Source organism: Mycobacterium intermedium, from assembly GCF_002086275.1.
In the GTDB taxonomy this organism is placed as follows: Bacteria; Actinomycetota; Actinomycetes; order Mycobacteriales; family Mycobacteriaceae; genus Mycobacterium; species Mycobacterium intermedium.
This window is the reverse complement of record NZ_MVHT01000055.1, coordinates 11,188-29,444: the sequence shown is the minus strand read 5'-3', so window position 1 is coordinate 29,444 and position 18,257 is coordinate 11,188. Positions and strand designations below refer to the sequence as shown.

14 protein-coding genes are annotated in these 18,257 nt (G+C 65.7%); 10 read left to right on the top strand and 4 right to left on the bottom strand.

Features of this window, described 5'->3' with window-relative positions; all coding sequences use genetic code 11:
* Positions 1-9: 9 nt before the first annotated feature.
* The 7 genes from BST27_RS18815 (at position 10) to BST27_RS18785 (ending at position 8,130) form a co-directional block, all read left to right on the top strand.
* Positions 10-1,371 carry an ABC transporter substrate-binding protein gene (locus tag BST27_RS18815; protein ID WP_069421866.1) on the top strand — a complete coding sequence of 454 codons (1,362 nt, stop codon included), beginning with the start codon at positions 10-12 and terminating at the stop codon, positions 1,369-1,371.
* The gene (locus BST27_RS18810; protein WP_139805236.1) at positions 1,368-2,276 is read left to right on the top strand and encodes a carbohydrate ABC transporter permease; all 909 of its coding nucleotides are present in this window, start codon (positions 1,368-1,370) and stop codon (positions 2,274-2,276) included. The genes BST27_RS18815 and BST27_RS18810 overlap by 4 nt, the downstream gene beginning before the upstream one ends.
* The gene (locus BST27_RS18805) at positions 2,266-3,105 is read left to right on the top strand and encodes a carbohydrate ABC transporter permease (RefSeq protein ID WP_069421865.1); all 840 of its coding nucleotides are present in this window, start codon (positions 2,266-2,268) and stop codon (positions 3,103-3,105) included. The genes BST27_RS18810 and BST27_RS18805 overlap by 11 nt, the downstream gene beginning before the upstream one ends.
* 4 nt (positions 3,106-3,109) lie before the next feature.
* A complete protein-coding gene (locus BST27_RS18800; protein WP_069421864.1) occupies positions 3,110-4,279 on the top strand; it encodes an ABC transporter ATP-binding protein in 1,170 nt (389 codons plus the stop codon).
* Positions 4,276-4,866, top strand: a complete 591-nt coding sequence (locus BST27_RS18795) for a suppressor of fused domain protein (protein ID WP_069421863.1) — start codon at positions 4,276-4,278, stop codon at positions 4,864-4,866. Before BST27_RS18800 ends, BST27_RS18795 begins: the two co-directional genes overlap by 4 nt.
* A 151-nt stretch (positions 4,867-5,017) precedes the next feature.
* A complete protein-coding gene (locus BST27_RS18790) occupies positions 5,018-7,798 on the top strand; it encodes an ATP-binding protein (RefSeq protein ID WP_069421875.1) in 2,781 nt (926 codons plus the stop codon).
* Positions 7,799-7,833: 35 nt separating this feature from the next.
* Positions 7,834-8,130, top strand: coding sequence for a hypothetical protein (locus BST27_RS18785; protein ID WP_069421862.1), 297 nt, complete (start codon positions 7,834-7,836; stop codon positions 8,128-8,130).
* A 32-nt stretch (positions 8,131-8,162) separates the two neighbouring features.
* Here the strand turns inward: BST27_RS18785 and corA are convergent, their stop codons facing one another.
* Positions 8,163-9,263, bottom strand: a complete 1,101-nt coding sequence (gene corA, locus BST27_RS18780; RefSeq protein ID WP_069421861.1) for a magnesium/cobalt transporter CorA — start codon at positions 9,261-9,263, stop codon at positions 8,163-8,165.
* 165 nt (positions 9,264-9,428) lie between these two features.
* Here corA and BST27_RS18775 point away from each other — a divergent pair, with 165 nt between their 5' ends.
* The 3 genes from BST27_RS18775 to BST27_RS18765 are packed head-to-tail and all read left to right on the top strand — an operon-like array spanning position 9,429 to position 12,513.
* Positions 9,429-10,418, top strand: a complete 990-nt coding sequence (locus tag BST27_RS18775) for a malate dehydrogenase (protein ID WP_069421874.1) — start codon at positions 9,429-9,431, stop codon at positions 10,416-10,418.
* 38 nt (positions 10,419-10,456) lie between these two features.
* The gene (locus tag BST27_RS18770; RefSeq protein ID WP_069421860.1) at positions 10,457-11,632 is read left to right on the top strand and encodes an NAD(P)-dependent malic enzyme; all 1,176 of its coding nucleotides are present in this window, start codon (positions 10,457-10,459) and stop codon (positions 11,630-11,632) included.
* A gap of 2 nt (positions 11,633-11,634) precedes the next feature.
* Positions 11,635-12,513, top strand: coding sequence for a glycine betaine ABC transporter substrate-binding protein (locus BST27_RS18765; RefSeq protein WP_069421859.1), 879 nt, complete (start codon positions 11,635-11,637; stop codon positions 12,511-12,513).
* Between the two features lie 13 nt (positions 12,514-12,526).
* On the opposite strand, the gene BST27_RS18760 is transcribed toward BST27_RS18765, so the two are convergent.
* From BST27_RS18760 to BST27_RS18750, 3 genes are all read right to left on the bottom strand, one after another.
* On the bottom strand, positions 12,527-13,357 hold the full coding sequence (locus BST27_RS18760; protein ID WP_069421858.1) for an SDR family NAD(P)-dependent oxidoreductase: 831 nt from the start codon (positions 13,355-13,357) through the stop codon (positions 12,527-12,529).
* A gap of 67 nt (positions 13,358-13,424) precedes the next feature.
* The gene (locus tag BST27_RS18755) at positions 13,425-14,258 is read right to left on the bottom strand and encodes an SDR family NAD(P)-dependent oxidoreductase (protein WP_069421857.1); all 834 of its coding nucleotides are present in this window, start codon (positions 14,256-14,258) and stop codon (positions 13,425-13,427) included.
* A gap of 173 nt (positions 14,259-14,431) precedes the next feature.
* Positions 14,432-18,133 (bottom strand): multifunctional oxoglutarate decarboxylase/oxoglutarate dehydrogenase thiamine pyrophosphate-binding subunit/dihydrolipoyllysine-residue succinyltransferase subunit, encoded by a 3,702-nt coding sequence (locus tag BST27_RS18750; RefSeq protein WP_069421856.1) that lies wholly within the window; start codon positions 18,131-18,133, stop codon positions 14,432-14,434.
* Positions 18,134-18,257: the final 124 nt, after the last annotated feature.

Here is an 18,257-nt window from a genome sequence, read left to right as displayed (position 1 = left end):
GCTGCGCTGATGCTGGCGGCTGCGGTCCTGGGGGCGGGTTGCGGGTCGAGCAACCGCGGGACGGTGATCACCCTCTATACGCCGGCTACGGACGGCTCGACATTCACCGCGATCGCTCAGCGCTGTACGGAGCAGGCCAACGGCCGCTATGCCATCCAGCAGATCAGCCTGCCCCGCTCGCCCGACGTGCAGCGGTTACAACTGGCCCGCCGGCTGACCGGCAACGACGACACCCTCGACGTGATGGGCCTCGACGTGGTCTGGACGGCCGAATTCGCCGAGGCGGGCTGGGTGTTGCCGCTCTCGGACGACCCGGCCGGCCTGGCCGTCGCCGACGCCACCGCCGACACCCTGCCCGGCCCGCTCAAGACGGCGACGTGGGGCGGGAAGCTGTATGCCGCTCCCGTCATCACCAACACCCAATTGCTGTGGTTCCGGCGTGATTTGATTCCCGAACCGCCGGACAACTGGGACGCCATGGTCGCCGAGGCGGCCAGCTTGCATGCCGCCGGCCGGCCCAGCGGGATCGCCGCGCAAGCCAACCCGGGTGAGGGTCTGGTCGTCTGGTTCAACACCGTGCTGAACAGCGTGGGCGGTCAGGTGCTTTCCGACGACGGCAAACGGGTCACCCTGACCGACACCCCCGGGCATCGGGCGGCGACCGTCGCTGCGCTGCGCGTGCTGAAAGCGGTGGCCACTGCGCCCGGAGCCGACCCGTCCATCAGTCGCGCGGAGGAGGGAACCACTCGGCTGGCGTTCGAACAGGGTAGGGCGGCCATGGAGGTCAACTGGCCGTATGTGTTCGCTTCCATGTTGGAGAACGCGGTCAAAGGCGGGGTGCCGTTCTTGCCGCTCAACCGGATTCCCGAACTGGCCCGCAGCGTCAACAACGTCGGCACCTTCGTGCCCACCGACGAGCAGTTCCGCATCGCCTACGAAGCCAGCCAGAAGATGTTCGGATTCGCGCCGTACCCCGGGGTGGTGGCCGGTCACCCGGCCAGGGTGACGCTGGGCGGGCTGAACTTGGCGGTCGCCAAGACCACCCGGCACAAGGCCGAGGCGTTCGAGGCCATCCGGTGCCTGCGCGACCCGCGAAACCAGAAGTACCTCTCCATCGAGGGCGGCCTGCCCGCGGTCCGGGCGTCGCTGTACTCCGACCCGCAATTCCAGGCCAAGTACCCGATGTACGACATCATTCGTCGGCAACTGACCGATGCCGCGGTGCGTCCGGTCACCCCGGCCTATCAGGCGGTGTCCCTGCGGCTGTCCAGGGCGCTGAGCCCCGTCACCAAGATTGACCCGGAGCGCACCGCCGACGAACTCAGTGTCCAGGTGCAGAAGGCCATCGACGGCAAGGGCCTGTTGCCGTGATCGCTTCCTCCGCTGACACCGCTCCCACCGGGAACCGCCGGGGCGAACGGCGATTGGCCTTGGCCCTGGTGGCGCCGGCCGCGACATTGATGCTTGCGGTGACTGCCTATCCGATCTGCTACGCGGTGTGGCTGAGCCTGCAGCGCAACAATTTCGCCACCCCGCATGACACCAAGTTCATCGGCCTGGACAACTACCACACCGTCCTGACCGACCGCTATTGGTGGACGGCGCTGGCGGTGACCCTGGCGATCACGGTGGCCTCGGTTTCGGTGGAGTTTGTGCTGGGCCTGTCGCTGGCCCTGGTGATGCACCGGACGCTGGTGGGCAAGGGGTTCGTGCGCACGGCGGTGCTGATCCCGTACGGCATCGTCACGGTGGTCGCCTCATACAGCTGGTACTACGCCTGGACGCCGGGGACCGGCTACCTGGCCAATTTGCTGCCGCAGGGGAGTGCGCCACTGACCCAACAGATCCCATCCCTGGGGATCGTGGTGCTCGCCGAGGTCTGGAAGACGACGCCGTTCATGGCGCTGCTGCTGCTGGCCGGTCTGGCGCTGGTCCCGCAGGACCTGCTGAACGCGGCGCAGGTGGACGGTGCGGGTCCCTGGCGGCGGCTGACGAGGGTCATCCTGCCGATCATCAAGCCGGCCGTGGTGGTGGCATTACTCTTCCGCACCCTGGACGCGTTCCGCATCTTCGACAACATCTATGTGCTGACCGCGGGGGAGAACGACACTGGTTCGGTGTCGATCCTGGGCTACGACAACCTGTTCAAGGGTTTCAACGTCGGTTTGGGATCGGCGATCAGCGTACTGATATTTGGCTGCGTGGCACTGATTGCGATCGTCTACATCACGTTGTTCGGCGCCGCAGTTCCGGGGAGTGACGTCGATGCGCGCTGAATCGGTTGATGCGCGGCGCAGGACGTTCTGGGTTGTCGTCGATACCTTGGTGGTGTTGTACGCGTTGCTGCCGGTGCTGTGGATTTTCAGCCTCTCGTTGAAACCGACCTCAACGGTCAAGGACGGCAAGCTGATTCCGTCATCGGTGACCCTGGACAACTACCGCGGCATCTTCCGGGGCGATATCTTCAGCTCGGCGCTGATCAATTCCATCGGAATCGGATTGACCACCACCGTGATCGCGGTGGTGCTCGGCGCCATGGCCGCCTATGCGATTGCCCGGCTGGACTTTCCAGGTAAGCGGCTGCTCATCGGGATGACACTGCTGATCACCATGTTCCCAGCGATCTCGTTGGTGACGCCGTTGTTCAACATCGAGCGTGCGGTCGGGCTGTTCGACACCTGGCCTGGGTTGATCCTGCCGTACATCACCTTTGCGTTGCCGCTGGCTATCTACACGCTGTCGGCGTTCTTCCGGGAAATCCCTTGGGATTTGGAAAAGGCGGCCAAGATGGACGGCGCGACGCCCGGTCAGGCCTTCCGCAAGGTGATCGCCCCGCTGGCGGCTCCGGGACTGGTGACCGCCGCGATCCTGGTGTTCATCTTCGCGTGGAATGACCTGCTGCTCGCACTGTCGCTGACCGCCACCAAGGCAGCGATCACCGCGCCGGTGGCGATCGTCAACTTCACCGGCAGTTCGCAGTTCGAGGAGCCGACGGGATCGATCGCGGCCGGCGCGATCGTGATCACGGTCCCGATCATTGTCTTTGTCCTGATTTTTCAACGACGCATAGTCGCCGGGCTGACCTCTGGCGCTGTGAAGGGATAGCGCGATGGCCGAAATTGTGTTGGAGCATGTGACCAAGAGTTACCCCGACGGTCACATAGCGGTACGTGACCTCAACCTCACCATCAACGACGGTGAGTTCATGATCCTGGTGGGGCCCTCCGGCTGCGGCAAGACTACGACGCTGAATATGATTGCCGGGCTTGAAGATATCTCGTCGGGCGAATTGCGGATCGGCGGTGAACGGGTGAACGAGAAGGCGCCCAAGGACCGCGACATCGCGATGGTCTTCCAGTCCTACGCCCTGTACCCGCACATGACGGTCCGGCAGAACATCGCGTTCCCGCTGACCCTGGCGAAGATGAAGAAGGCGGACATCGCGCGCAAGGTGGAGGAGACCGCCAAAACCCTTGACCTGACGGACCTGCTGGACCGACGGCCCGCGCAGTTGTCCGGCGGGCAACGACAGCGCGTCGCGATGGGCCGCGCGATCGTGCGCCATCCCAAGGCCTTCCTGATGGACGAGCCGCTGTCGAACCTGGACGCCAAGCTGCGGGTGCAGATGCGCGGCGAGATCGCCCGTCTGCAACGCAGGCTGGGCACCACCACCGTATACGTGACCCACGACCAGACCGAGGCGATGACGCTGGGCGACCGCGTGGTGGTGATGCACGGCGGCGTCGCGCAGCAGATCGGCACTCCCACCGAGCTTTACGAACGTCCGGCCAACCTGTTCGTGGCGGGCTTCATCGGATCGCCGGCCATGAACTTCTTCCCCGCAACGTTGACGTCGGTCGGGCTGACGCTGCCGTTCGGCGAGGTGACGTTGGCCCCGGAGGTCCGGTCGGTGATGGAGGCGCACCCGAAACCGGCGAACGTCATCGTCGGCGTGCGGCCCGAGCACATCGGCGATGCCGCACTGGTCGACGGGTACCAACGCATCCGGTCGCTGTCCTTCGAGGTCACCGTGGATATGGTCGAATCGTTGGGCTCGGACAAGTACGTGTACTTCAGCAATGCAAGCTATGACGCACACGCGGCGCAGTTGGACGAGCTGGCGGCCGAATCGGAGGCCAGCGAACACGAGTTCGTGGCGCGGGTGCCCGCGGAGTCCAAGGCGGCGATCGGGAAGTCGATCGAGCTCGCTTTCGACACCACCAAGCTCACCGTGTTCGACGCCGATTCCGGGGTCAACCTGACCAGGCCGACGCCGTGACGCAAGTCCTGCAGCAGGTGCGCTCGTACTTGCAATCCCACTTCGCTACCGAGCCCGCCTCGGCCAGCGTGACATTTCTGGGCGCCGATCCCATCGAGGTGCTCCGGTTCCGCTCCGCCGCAGCGGGTTTGGTGCATTACGTATCGTTGGGCTGCTCGCGGCATCCGATGGTCGACCCTACTGCGCTGCTCGCCGACCAGGTGCAGGGTCCACGCGCCGAAGTGGTGTTGTCGCTGCGTGACCCGCAGCCGGCTCGGCCCGTCAAGGGGCTGGCGCGCAGCCTCGCGGTGTTGGCTGCGACGCCGGTGGTCGACGGCGTCGTGCTGGTCGCCGACGCGCTGATCGACCTCGGCTCGCCGCTGTGGGTGCAGGCGCCGTTCACGGCGGTGTTGTTGGGCCGCAGCGACATCGCGGATTTGCCGCTGCAACCGCCGCGCGACCCGGTACAATTCCTGTCGGCAACGCCCATCACCGCGACCGAGGCGGCCTGGGTGCGACTCAAGGGGGCCGAGGCGATGCGCCAGGCCTGGCAGGATGACGGTGTGGACGTGCTCGACCCCAATCGCCGTGCCGCACAACCGCGTTGAGGCCGTCGCCCGATACCCGCGAGCATGCAACCACCTGACAGGCCGAACGCAGAAACCGCCTGATTGAGATCGAAAACGCAGTGCCTATGGCGTGTTCGTTCGCGACAACTCTGCGATTTCTTATTGCGTCACCCGTTTGCTCATTGCAAAGATGTTGGCCACGTCCGAGGGTCTGGTGGAGCGAGAGGCGGAAGCCCGCACAGTATCGGAATTTCTCGCACAGGCTCAGACCGACCCGGCGGGTCTCGTCGTGGAGGGCGAGGCAGGTATCGGCAAGACCGTGCTGGCGCTTGAGGCCGTCAGCCAAGCGGCGGCTCGTGGTTTTCAGGTGTTGTTGACGCGAGGATCACCAGCCGAGGTGAGCTACGCGTACGCCGCGGTTGCTGACTTGTTGAGTGGAATTGGCGATGACGCTCTGGCGGGACTGCCGAAGATCCAGTGCATGGCGCTGACGCGGGCGCGGTCAGGTGAAGTCTCAAGCGGTCCAGGCACCGACGAACGACTTGTTGCTGCCGCTTTTTCTGCGTTGATTGAACACCTCAGTGGCAAGGAACCGGTACTGCTCGTGATTGACGACGCGCAGTGGCTGGACCCCTCTAGCAGAGCTGTTATCGGTTTCACGGTCCGTCGACTGAGTGGGCGGGTCGGGATGTTCATTACGATCCGCACGGGCGACCCCGACTCGTCCGACATGCAATGGCTGCAGTTCCGGCGACCGGATGCTGTTCTGCGAGTACGGTTGCGGCCACTCACCCTGGGCGGCGTACATACGCTGGTCGCGAGGCGTCTGGGCCGAACATTGCCCCGGCCCAACATTGTCCGTATCCACGAAATCTCTGGCGGCAACCCGTTTTTCGCGATGGAACTCGCTGTCGCCACAGCCGAGGACGCTTCAGCGGCCACGGTCGTACTCCCCGACAGCCTGGCTTCCTTAGTGCACCGCCGCATCGGACAGGCCGACCCCGCCACGAACGCGATATTGCTGGCTGCGGCCTGCTTGGCGGCACCGACCGTGGAGTTGCTCGCCGCCGCCACCGGCATGATCGTGACTCGAATCGTCGAAATGCTCGAACCCATGGAAGATCTGGGCGTCATCGAAATCAGCGCTGACAAGGTGCGCTTCACCCATCCGCTGTACGCCACGGGCGTGTACACAGGCGCGACACCCGCCCGTCGGCGAGCCATGCACCGAACTCTTGCCACGATCATCGAACAACCTGAACTTAAGGCGCGACACTTGGCGCTGGCCGCCACCTCCGCTGACCCCGCCACCGTCGCCGCGCTGGACGCCGCGGCGGAGGCTACCGCCGCCCAAGGAGCGCCGGTCGCGGCCGCAGAGCTTTTAGAGTTGGCGATGAAGTTGGGCGGCGACGAGCCGGCGCGCCGATTACGCACCGCCGAGCACCACTTCCGTTCGGGCAACACCGTTCGCGCCGACGCTGCCCTCGACGATGCGACGCTTCGCCAGCTCGAAGGCTTCGCCCGCACCCAAGCGCTGATCGTGCGTGCCGGCATCCGCATCTACACCAGTAGCCACCTGGAAGCAGCCGATCTGCTTGCGCAGGCGGCCAAGGACGCCAAAGGTATACCGGCGATGCTGGCGGCGATCCTGGTGTTCCTGTCGCACGCCCAGCTGAACGCCGGGCAGTACCACGCGGCCCTGGACAGTGCAGAGCAAGCCGTGACGCAGGCCGAGGAATGGGGACATCCGGGGTATGTCAGTCAAGCCCTCGCGGCGCGAACCTACGCCCGCTTCCACTGTGGCCACGGCGTGGACGAACACAGCCTGCGACGCAGCCTAGAGCTTCAGGACCATGCCGCGGACATGGTGGTTCCGCTGAGCGCTGACGCAATCAGCGCCATGATCCGGGCTTGGTCCGGCCAACTCGACGAGGCGCATGCGCTGATGCAGCAAGTCCGCACACGTTGCACTGAGCGGGGTGCTGACACGGAGATGCTGTGGGTGGAAATAAACAGCACATTGATTGCCATCTGGCGCGGGCATTTCGCCGAGGCGGCAAATGCGGCCGACGAAGCGGTGCAACGCGCTCAGCAACTCGGCGGCGACCCCGTAATGGCCGTGGCGTTCACCGTTCGTACTGCAGTAGCCGCCTACGCCGGAAGGGAAGAAGACGCCCGCGCCGACGCCGCAGTTGCTATCGCACTTGCGCAGAAAAGCAAGTCCGCTGTGGAAGTCCAGCGCCCTATCGAAACTTTGGCGTTCCTGGAAATTTCCGGTGGCCGCCACGCAGAGGCATTGGCCATCATGCAACCTCGTCTGGAGGGGTGGAACGAACTGCCCGGAACAGAATTTGTGACTGCGGCTTTCATTCCGTACGCGGTGGAGGCGCTGACGGCACTTGGCCGCCATGAGGAAGCCGAACCGCTCCTCGCAACGCTAGAAGAAAACGGTCGCCGACTCGACCGGCCATGGATGTTAACCACCGCCGCGCGTGGGCGCGCGCAGGTCTTCGCCGCGCGGGGCGACCTCGACGCCGCTGAAGTGGCTGCCGAACGAGCAATGGCGCACCACGATCGACTTCCGATGCCGTTTGAACGAGCCTGGACCCAGCTACTGCTGGGCGGCTTGCAACGGCGTAAGCGTCGAATCCGATCGGCCGCAACGAATTTGCGCGCAGCCCTAGAGGCCTTCGAGCAACTCGGCACGCCACTGTGGGCCGCACGAGCACAAGCGGAACTTGTTCGCCTCGAACAGTCTCGCGGTAGCGGCACGGGATTGACTGTGTCTGAGCAGCGAGTGGCCGACCTAGCGGCGGGCGGCTTGTCGAACAAGGAGATCGCGGCCGAGCTGTTCATTTCGGCCAAGACCGTCGAGATGAACCTCAGCAGGGTGTACCGCAAACTGGGCATCCGGTCACGCGGCGGATTGTCGGCAGCGTTGGTTGAGGCCAAACTCCAGGGAAATCCCTGATTCACCGTGGCGGCTGTGACGCTACGGTCGGTTCGATGATTGATGACGTTGCGGCCTCGTGCTTTCTGGTGGAGTGGTACCAGGGAGAGCCGATTGCGCTGTCCGCCAACGCTGTTGCCGAACGTCTTCGTCGCGCAGCGGCTGTCTCCGCGGAACATTTGGCTCAGGTCACGTTGATGATGGTGGTGGCGGTCCCCAACGACCACACTTTGTTCGCGGTGTTTGCTGCCTCGAGCGCTGCCGCGGTGATTCACGCCTGTCAGCACACCGGTTGGCCCGTCGACCGGATCAGCAGCGACGTGCATCCCTGGCTCACGTCGGGACACGCATAGGGCAGTTGGCCGATCGGCCGGCGGTCAACAAATTAGAGCCAGCCGCGTCGGCGGAAGCTGGCGTACAGGACCAGGCAGATCACGACCATGAAGCTGACCACCGCCGGGTAGCCCCACCTCGAGTCCAGCTCGGGCATGAAGTGAAAATTCATCCCGTAGATTCCCGCCACCATGGTGGGTACGGCGATGATGCCGGCCCAGGCCGAAATCTTGCGCATGTCCATGTTCTGCTGCGCTCCGACGCGGGCCAAGGCGGCCTGCACCAGCGAGTTGAGCATCTCGTCGTAGGCGACTATCTGCTCCGCGGCCTGCGTCTGATGGTCGGCGACGTCGCGCAGGTAGCGCCGTAGTTCCTTCGATATCAGGTCCTTGTTGTCCAGCTGCATGCGCTGGAAGGCGTTCGACAGCGGGGCGACGCAGCGACGCAGCTCGACAACTTCACGCTTGAGCATGTAGATCGGCTCGACATCCACGTTGCGGCCAGGCGCGAATGCCACCACCTCGATGCTGTCGATGTCGTCCTCCATCAGGCTGGTCACCTCGAGGTAGTGGTCCACCACGTAGTCGGCGATCGCGTGCATCACCGCAAACGGCCCCAGTCGCAGGTGCTCCGGGTTGGCGTCCATGCGTTTGCGCACCTCGTGCAGCCCCCCGTGTTCACCATGGCGGACCGTGACCACAAAACCCTTCCCGACGAAGATCATGATCTCCCCGGTTTCGACGATCTCGCGGGCCAGCACCACCGATTCGTGCGGGACGTAGTTGACCGTCTTCAACACCAGGACCAGGGTCTCGTCGTAGCGCTCGAGTTTGGGCCGCTGATGAGCATGCACGGCGTCCTCTACGGCCAGCGGGTGCAGCCCGTAAACGTCGGCCACTTCCTGCATCTGAGCCTCGTCGGGTTCGTGCAGCCCGACCCAGACGAACGCATTCGGCTGGGTCGGTGCGAGTTCGCGGACTTTGGCCAGCGCCTCCTCGGGCGTGTACTTGCCGGGCAGGCGATGGCCGTCGACGTAGACGCCGCAATCGACCAGCGTCTTGGCCGGCGAATTGGGAACGGGTTGCACCTGCGCCGTCCGAGTCCGAGCGACCGGTCGCAGTGCTTCGGGTAAGGCATCAAACCCTGGGAACACATCGACCTCCTAACACAGCTCAGGTTGGCCGGGCGGTGCTCCATGGTACGCGCCGCGGCCGTGACGACGGCTGACGAGTTTTGGACCGGAGGACTCGGTTCGGCGGGCGTGCGATAGTTTCGACCCGAACGAATGTTTCTGACTTTCCAAGAGGAGCAAACCGACGTGAGCGCAAGTCCCCTCAAGGTCGCCGTCACCGGTGCCGCCGGCCAGATCGGCTACAGCCTGCTGTTCCGTCTCGCCAGCGGTTCGCTGCTGGGTCCGGACCGCCCGATCGAGCTGCGACTCCTCGAGATCGAGCCGGCGCTGAAGGCGCTCGAAGGTGTCGTGATGGAACTCGACGACTGCGCCTTCCCGCTGCTGGCAGGCGTCGAGATCGGCGCCGACGCCAACAAGATCTTCGACGGCGTCAACCTGGCCCTGCTCGTCGGTGCCCGTCCCCGCACCAAGGGGATGGAGCGCGGCGACCTGCTCGAGGCCAACGGCGCCATCTTCACCGCCCAGGGCAAGGCGCTGAACTCCGTCGCCGCCGACGACGTCCGCATCGGCGTCACCGGCAACCCGGCCAACACCAACGCGCTGATCGCGCTGAGCAACGCCCCCGACATCCCCAAGGAGCGGTTCTCCGCGTTGACCCGCCTCGACCACAACCGGGCGATCTCGCAGCTGGCCAAGAAGACCGGTGCCAAGGTCACCGACATCAAGAAGGTGACCATCTGGGGCAACCACTCGGCCACCCAGTACCCCGACATCTTCCACGCCGAGATCGGCGGCAAGAACGCGGCCGAGGTCGTCAACGACCAGGACTGGATTGAAAACGACTTCATCCCGACGGTCGCCAAGCGCGGCGCCGCGATCATCGAGGCGCGTGGTGCTTCGTCGGCCGCGTCGGCCGCCTCGGCCACCGTCGACGCCGCCCGCGACTGGCTGCTGGGCAGCCCAGAGGGCGACTGGGTGTCGATGGCCGTTTACTCCGACGGGTCCTACGGTGTCCCCGAGGGAATCGTGTCGTCCTTCCCGGTGACCACCAAGGACGGCAACTGGTCGATCGTGCAGGGTCTGGACATCGACGAGTTCTCCCGCGGCCGCATCGACGCGAGCACCGCCGAACTTGTCGACGAGCGCAATGCGGTCACCGAGCTTAAGCTGATCTGAATTAGGTCGACTAATCGGTTATCAGTACCCTAGGGGCCGTGTCGGAAACGCTCGAGCGATCCCAGGTTGTTGTTACCGATGAAGAAATCTTTGAGGCGCACGAAGGCGGCAAGCTCTGCGTAGGCCTCACGACGCCGCTTGACACCCAGCGCGCACTGTCGATCGCCTACACCCCGGGCGTAGCCCAGGTCAGCCGGGCGATCGCGGCGGACCACAATTTGGCGGCCCGCTACACGTGGGCGAACCGGCTGGTGGCCGTCGTCAGCGACGGCAGCGCGGTACTGGGCCTGGGTGACATCGGGCCCGCCGCCTCACTGCCCGTCATGGAGGGCAAGTGCGCGCTGTTCAAAGAGTTCGGTGGACTGAACGCGATCCCGGTCGTGCTCGACACGAAGGATCCCGACGAGATCGTCGAAACGCTGGTACGGCTGCGCCCGACGTTCGGCGCCGTCAACCTCGAAGACATCGCCGCGCCGCGCTGCTTCGAGATCGAGCGCCGGGTAATCGAGGCGCTGGACTGCCCGGTCATGCACGACGACCAGCACGGCACGGCGGTCGTGGTGCTGGCGGCGTTGATGGGTGCCACCACCGCGCTCGGTCGCGACATGTCGTCGTTGCGAGTGGTGGTGTCGGGCGCCGGCGCCGCAGGCGTGGCGTGCACGAACCTGCTGCTGGCCTCGGGTGTCTCGGACATCACCGTGCTCGATTCGCGCGGGATTCTGCACACCGGGCGCACGGACATGAACGCCGTCAAGGTCGACCTGGCCAGCCGCACCAACCCTCGCGGTGTGGTCGGCAGCGCGGCCGAGGCGCTGGCCGGCGCGGACGTCTTCCTCGGGGTGTCGGGTGGCGTCGTCCCCGAAGAGTTCATTGCCGCGATGGCACCCGGCGGGATCGTGTTCGCCCTGTCCAACCCCGACCCGGAGATTCATCCCCAGGTAGCGGCCAAGTACGCGGCCGTGGTGGCGACGGGTCGCAGCGACTTTCCCAATCAGATCAACAACGTGCTCGCCTTCCCCGGCATCTTCCGCGGAGCACTGGATGTCGGGGCACGCCGGATCACCGAAAAGATGTTGGTCGCGGCGGCCGAGGCGATCTTCTCCGTGGTGCGCGAGGACCTCGCGCCCGACCGGATCGTTCCGAGCCCGCTGGACCTGCGTGTCTGTGAGGCGGTGGCCATGGCGGTCGCCGTGGCCGCATCCTCAGACGACTAAGTGTGAGCATCGCCAGGCTGGCTGCGCCGCTGTTGGCGCTGCTGCTGGTCGTGACCGGATGTTTCGGGCAGCACGGCGGTCACTCCGCACCGCCCGGACCGGAGTTGGTGGTCGGGTCTAAGGCCGACCCCGAGTCGAGGCTCCTGGCCAGCTTGTACGTGTCGGCGCTGCGGTCGTACGGCTTCCCGGCGCGCGCCGAAACCGCCGACGACCCGATGGCCAAGCTGGACTCCGGCGAGTTCACCGTCGTCCCGGCCTTCACCGGTCAGGTGTTGCATTCCCTGCAACCGGACGACTCGGCACTGTCGGACAAGCAGGTCTACCAGGCGATGAACGCGGCCCTGCCCGAGGGGGTCGCATCGGGGGACTACACCACGGCCGCCGAGGACAAGCCGGCGTTGGTGGTGACGCCGGCCACCGGGCAGGCGTGGGGCGGCCAGGATCTCAGCGCCGACCTCGCCCTGGTGCAGCGGCACTGTGACGGGCTGACCGTGGGCATCGTCAAGGGCGGCCACGCCCCCGCGGCGGTGGGCAGCTGCAAGATGCCGCGTCCGCGTGAATTCCCCAATGGCGCAGCGCTTTTCGCTTCGCTACGGTCCAACGAGCTGACCGCGGCGTGGACCACCACCGCCAACCCGGACATTCCCGGGGACCTGGTGGTGCTGGCCGACGGCAGCAAGAACGCCCTGATCCGCGCCGAGAACGTGGTGCCGCTGTATCGCCGAAACGCCTTGACCGCGCGACAACTGCTGGCGATCAACGAAGTGGCCGGCGTGCTGGACACCGAGGCCCTGACCGACCTCTGGCGCAAGGTGGCCGGGGGTGCGGATCCGCAGGCGGTGGCCGACGGGTGGCTCGGGGAACATCCGCTGGGCCGTTAGGTGCGGTCTGCGCTCAGGGCTTCATCGGGACGACTCGACTGACGAACAACTCGGTGATCCGCTGGTATCCCGAACCGGTGACGCGCACCATCAAATCCAGGACCTTGGCATCCGGACCGACAAGCACGCGCGCCTTGTTCTTGCGCACCGCACCCAGGATGATCCGGGCGGCCCGCTTCGGGCTGGTGTTGGCCAGTCGCTTGTCGAACAGCTCGGCGAGGGCGTCGCGGTCGAGTCCCTCGGCCACGGTGGCGTTGCGAGCGATGGCGGTCTTGATGCCGCCCGGGTGCACGGTGGTGACCCCAACCGGGTGGCCGTGCAGCCTCATCTCCTGACGCAACGCCTCGGTGTAGCCGCGCACGGCGAACTTGGCCGAGTTGTAGGCGGAGTAGCCGGGCACCGAGAACAGGCCGAAGATGCTGGAGATGTTGATGACGTGGCCGTCGCCGGAGGCGATCAGGTAGGGCAGAAAGGCTTTGGTGCCGTTCACCACGCCCCAGAAGTCGATGTCCATGACCCGCTCGATGTCTTTGAACTGCTCGACCTCGACGTCACCGGTGTGGCCGATGCCGGCGTTGTTGTAGATCTGATTCACCTGGCCGAAGTGCTCATTGACCTCGTCGGCGTACAGCAGGAAGCGCTCACGTTCGGTGACGTCGATTCGATCGGCCTTGACCGGCGCGCCGATGGCCTTCAGCTTCGCCTCGGTCTCCGCCAACCCTTCGGTGTCGACGTCGCAGATGGCCAGCTTGGCGCCCGAGCGACCCAACTCGATGGCCAGTGCCCGTCCAATACCCGATCCGGCACCCGTCACCACGGCTACCTTGCCGGCGAAACCCTCCATGAACGCCCCTCCCTAGTTTCGGCTCAGCGTCGAGGTTAGCCGGTACCGGCGGTCTCGGGTACCCGGCCTAGGGATGTGATGGCGGGGTCACGCGGCGCAACACGGATAGAAACAGCGCCTGGTAGCCCGAACCCGTCAACCGGATGACGGCGTCCAAGACCTTGGCGTCGGCTCCGACCAGAACCCGAGCCTTGTTTTTACGTACCGCGTCCAGGATGATCCGGGCGGCTCGCTCCGGGCTGGTGCGGGCCATCCGCGTGTCGAACGCCTTGGCCATCTCCTCGGCGTCGAGGCCTTCGGCGGCGGTGGCATTGCGCGCGATCGCGGTCTTGATGCCGCCCGGGTGCACGCAGGTAACCCCTACCGGATGGCCGGCGGTGATCATCTCCTGCCGGAGCGCCTCGGTGAAGCCGCGCACGGCGAACTTGGCCGCGTTGTATGCCGCCTGCCCCGGCACCGAGAACAAGCCGAAGACGCTGGAGACGTTGACGACGTGTCCGTCCCCGGACTCGATCAAGTACGGCAGGAACGCCTTGGTGCCGTTCAACACGCCGCCCCAGTCGACGTCCATCACCCGATCGATGTCCTTGAAGTGGCAGATCTCGATGTCGCCGCTGTGTGCGATGCCTGCGTTGTTGTAGATCTGGTTCACCTTGCCGAAGTGCTGGTTCACCGCGTCGGCGTAGGCGACGAAGGACTCGCGCTCGGCGACGTTGAGTCGGTCCGCCTTGACGTGCACACCGATGGCCTTGAGCTTCTCCTCGGTCTCCGCCAGTCCTTCGGTGTCGATGTCGCTGATGGCGAGCTTGGCGCCGGAGCGCCCCAGCTCGATGGCCAGCGCCCGTCCGATACCCGAACCGGCGCCGGTCACCACCGCGACCTTCCCGGCGAAACCCTCCATGAAGCACTCTCCCCTTGTCTCGGCTCTCGTCTTGGGATCGAGATCGAGGCTATCCGCTCCCAGTTTGTGGGCCTTCCGTACCTGCGTATCTCCGTCGCGAGCGCGCGCAAAATGCCGGCCCGCGCGGCGTGTCGACGTGCAAACACGCACGCTCGCGGATCGGGGGCTGAGCGTCAGGCGAACGCCTTGTCCAGGATCTCCTGCTGCTCGACGGCGTGCACCTTGGACGAACCCGAGGACGGCGCCGACATCGCCCGGCGCGAGATCCGCTTGATCCCGGTGAGCTTCTCGGGCAGCACCTCGGGCAACGTCAGGCCCAGTGACGGCCAAGCGCCCTGGTTGGCCGGCTCCTCCTGCACCCAGAAGTACTCCTCGGCGTTCTCGTAGCGGTCCAGCGTCGCTTCGAGCCGGCGCCTGGGCAGCGGTGCGAGTTGCTCGAGCCGCACGATCGCGATGTCGTCGCGCTTCTCCTTGGCCTTGCGCGCCGCCAACTCGTAGTAGATCTTGCCGCAGGTGAGCAGGATCCGGGTGACCTTGCTGCGGTCGCCCACGCCTTCCTCGTAGGTGGGCTCCTCCAACACCGAGCGGAACTTCATCTCGGTGAATTCCCGGATGTCGCTGACCGCGGCTTTGTTCCGCAGCATCGACTTCGGCGTGAACACGACCAGCGGGCGCATGACGCCGTCCATCGCGTGCCGACGCAGCAGGTGGAAGTAGTTCGCCGGCGTCGACGGCACCGCGATCGTCATCGATCCCTCGGCCCACAGCTGCAGGAAGCGTTCGATCCGGCCGGAGGTGTGGTCGGGGCCCTGCCCTTCGTGCCCGTGCGGCAGCAGCAACACCACCGTGGACAGCTGGCCCCACTTGGCCTCGCCGGAGCTGATGAACTCGTCGATGATCGACTGCGCGCCGTTGACGAAGTCGCCGAACTGCGCCTCCCACAACACCACGGCGTCCGGGTTGCCCACGGTGTAGCCGTACTCGAAGCCGAGGACCGCGAACTCGGACAGCGGCGAGTCGTACACCAGGAACTTGCCCCCGGTGGGGGTGCCGTCTTTGTTGGTCGCCAGCAGCTGCAGCGGGGTGAACTCCTCGCCGGTGTTGCGGTCGATGATCACCGAGTGCCGCTGGGAGAACGTGCCGCGGCGACTGTCTTGCCCCGACAGCCGCACCAACTTGCCTTCGGCCACCAGCGAGCCCAGTGCCAGTAGCTCGCCGAACGCCCAGTCGATCTTGCCCTCGTAGGCCATTTCCCGGCGCTTTTCCAGCACCGGCAGCACCCGCGGGTGCGGGGTGAATCCCTCCGGCAACGCCATGAACGCGTCGCCGATGCGGGCCAACAGCGACTTGTCCACCGACGTGTCCAGCCCGGCCGGGATCATCTGGTCGGCCTCCACCGACGCGCTCGGCTGCACGCCGTGTTTTTCCAGGTCACGGACTTCGTTGAAGACCCGTTCCAGCTGACCCTGGTAGTCACGCAGCGCGTCTTCGGCTTCCTTGATCGAGATGTCGCCACGGCCGATCAGCGCTTCGGTGTAGCTCTTGCGGACGCCGCGCTTGAGGTCGACGACGTCGTACATGTACGGGTTCGTCATCGACGGGTCGTCGCCCTCGTTGTGCCCGCGGCGGCGGTAGCACAGCATGTCGATGACGACGTCCTTCTTGAACCGCTGGCGGAAGTCCACCGCCAGCTGCGCCACCCACACGCACGCCTCGGGGTCGTCGCCGTTGACGTGGAAGATGGGCGCGCCGATCGTCTTGGCGACGTCGGTGCAGTACTCGGTGGAGCGCGAGAACTCCGGCGCCGTCGTGAAGCCGATCTGGTTGTTGACGATGATGTGGATGGTGCCGCCCACGCGGTAACCCGGCAGGTTCGTCAGGTTCAGCGTCTCGGCGACGACGCCCTGGCCGGCGAAGGCCGCGTCACCGTGCAGCATCAGCGGCACCACCGAGAAGGCCTTCTGGTCGTCGGTGTCGGTGTCGCCGTGGTTGAGCAGATCCTGCTTGGCCCGGACCAGACCCTCGAGGACTGGGTCGACGGCCTCCAGGTGCGACGGGTTGGCGGTCAGCGACACCTGAATCTCGTTGTCGCCGAACATCTGTAGGTACGTGCCCGTGGCACCGAGGTGGTACTTGACGTCACCGGAACCGTGGGCCTGCGACGGGTTCAGATTGCCCTCGAACTCGCTGAAGATCTGCGAGTAGGGCTTGCCGACGATGTTGGCCAGCACGTTGAGGCGACCGCGGTGCGGCATGGCGATGACCACCTCGTCGAGGCCGTGCTCGGCGCACTGGTCGATCGCGGCGTCCATCATCGGGATGACGCTCTCGGCTCCTTCCAGCGAGAACCGCTTCTGCCCAACGTATTTGGTCTGCAGGAAGGTTTCGAACGCCTCGGCGGCGTTGAGCCGGCTCAGAATGTACTTCTGTTGCGCCACAGTCGGTTTGACGTGCTTTTGCTCGACTCGCTCTTCCAGCCAGCGCGTTTGTTCCGGGTCGAGGATGTGCGTGTACTCCACGCCGACATGGCGGCAGTACGCGTCGCGCAGCAGGCCCAGCACGTCGCGCAGCTTCTTGTACTGCGCACCGGCGAACCCGTTGACCTTGAACACGCGGTCGAGATCCCACAGCGTCAGGCCGTGGGTCAGCACCTCGAGGTCGGGGTGGCTGCGGAAACGCGTCTTGTCCAGCCGCAGCGGGTCGGTGTCGGCCATCAGGTGGCCGCGGTTGCGGTACGCCGCGATCAACTCCATGACGCGGGCGTTTTTGTCGACGATCGAGTCCGGGTTGTCCTGACTCCACCGCACCGGCATGTAGGGGATGCTCAACTCGCGGAAGATCTCGTCCCAGAAATCGTCCGAGAGCAGCATCTCGTGGATCGCGCGCAGGAAGTCGCCCGATTCCGCGCCCTGGATGATGCGGTGGTCGTAGGTCGAGGTCAGGGTGATCAGCTTGCCGATGCCCAGTTCGGCGATGCGTTCCTCGCTGGCGCCCTGGAACTCGGCCGGGTACTCCATGGCGCCGACGCCGATGATCGCGCCCTGGCCGGCCATCAGTCGCGGCACCGAGTGCACGGTGCCGATGGTGCCTGGGTTGGTCAGCGAAATCGTCACGCCGCTGAAGTCTTCGGCGGTCAGTTTGCCGTCCCGCGCCCGTCGCACGATGTCCTCGTACGCCGAGACGAACTCGGCGAAACGCAGTTCTTCGCAGCCCTTGATGCCGGCCACCACCAACGAGCGTTTGCCGTCCTTGCCCGGCAGATCGATGGCCAGACCCAGGTTGGTGTGCGCCGGGGTGACCGCGGTCGGCTTGCCGTCGACCTCGGCGTAGTGCCGGTTCATGTTGGGGAACTGCTTGACCGCCTGCACCAGTGCGTACCCCAGCAGGTGCGTGAACGAGATCTTGCCGCCGCGGGTCCGCTTGAGCTGGTTGTTGATGACGATGCGGTTGTCGATCAGCAGTTTGGCGGGAATGGCCCGGACGCTGGTGGCCGTCGGCACGTCCAGCGATGCGGACATGTTCTTGACGACGGCTGCCGCGGCGCCACGCAGCACCTGCACCTGGTCACCCTCGCCGGGTTGAGGACCGGCGGGCTTGGCCGGAGCCGCCGCGGGCGCGGGGGAGCCGTTGCCCGCCGCGGGAGTGGCGGCCGGCTTGGTGGGTGCGGGCGCGGGTTCTGCCGCTTTGGGCTGCGCCGGCGGGGTCGCGGGCTTGGCGGGGGCATCCTGGCCCCCGTCATGCACCGTCTCGGGGTTGTAGTCAACCAAGAATTCGTGCCAGCTGGGATCCACCGAAGAGGGGTCGTCGCGGAACTTGCGGTACATCTCCTCGACCAGCCATTCGTTTTGTCCGAATGGTGAACTTATGTTGGCCACGGCCGCTGTTCGCCTCGATTCCTTTGTCTTGCAAGCGCTTTGCCGGCAACCCTGCCCGACACCTGCAACTTTTTGCCGTCCGGTTGGCGGTCGACCTCGCACCTCGCCAACCGGTGCAGATTAC

Bases quoted from the DNA above. Each gene is read 5' to 3' on its own strand.
- BST27_RS18815 (WP_069421866.1), top strand. From the start codon at position 10: ATGCTGGCGGCTGCGGTCCTGGGGGCGGGTTGCGGGTCGAGCAACCGC.
- BST27_RS18805 (WP_069421865.1), top strand. From the start codon at position 2,266: ATGCGCGCTGAATCGGTTGATGCGCGGCGCAGGACGTTCTGGGTTGTC.
- BST27_RS18800 (WP_069421864.1), top strand. From the start codon at position 3,110: ATGGCCGAAATTGTGTTGGAGCATGTGACCAAGAGTTACCCCGACGGT.
- BST27_RS18790 (WP_069421875.1), top strand. From the start codon at position 5,018: ATGTTGGCCACGTCCGAGGGTCTGGTGGAGCGAGAGGCGGAAGCCCGC.
- BST27_RS18785 (WP_069421862.1), top strand. From the start codon at position 7,834: ATGATTGATGACGTTGCGGCCTCGTGCTTTCTGGTGGAGTGGTACCAG.
- BST27_RS18760 (WP_069421858.1), bottom strand. From the start codon at position 13,357: ATGGAGGGTTTCGCCGGCAAGGTAGCCGTGGTGACGGGTGCCGGATCG.
- BST27_RS18755 (WP_069421857.1), bottom strand. From the start codon at position 14,258: ATGGAGGGTTTCGCCGGGAAGGTCGCGGTGGTGACCGGCGCCGGTTCG.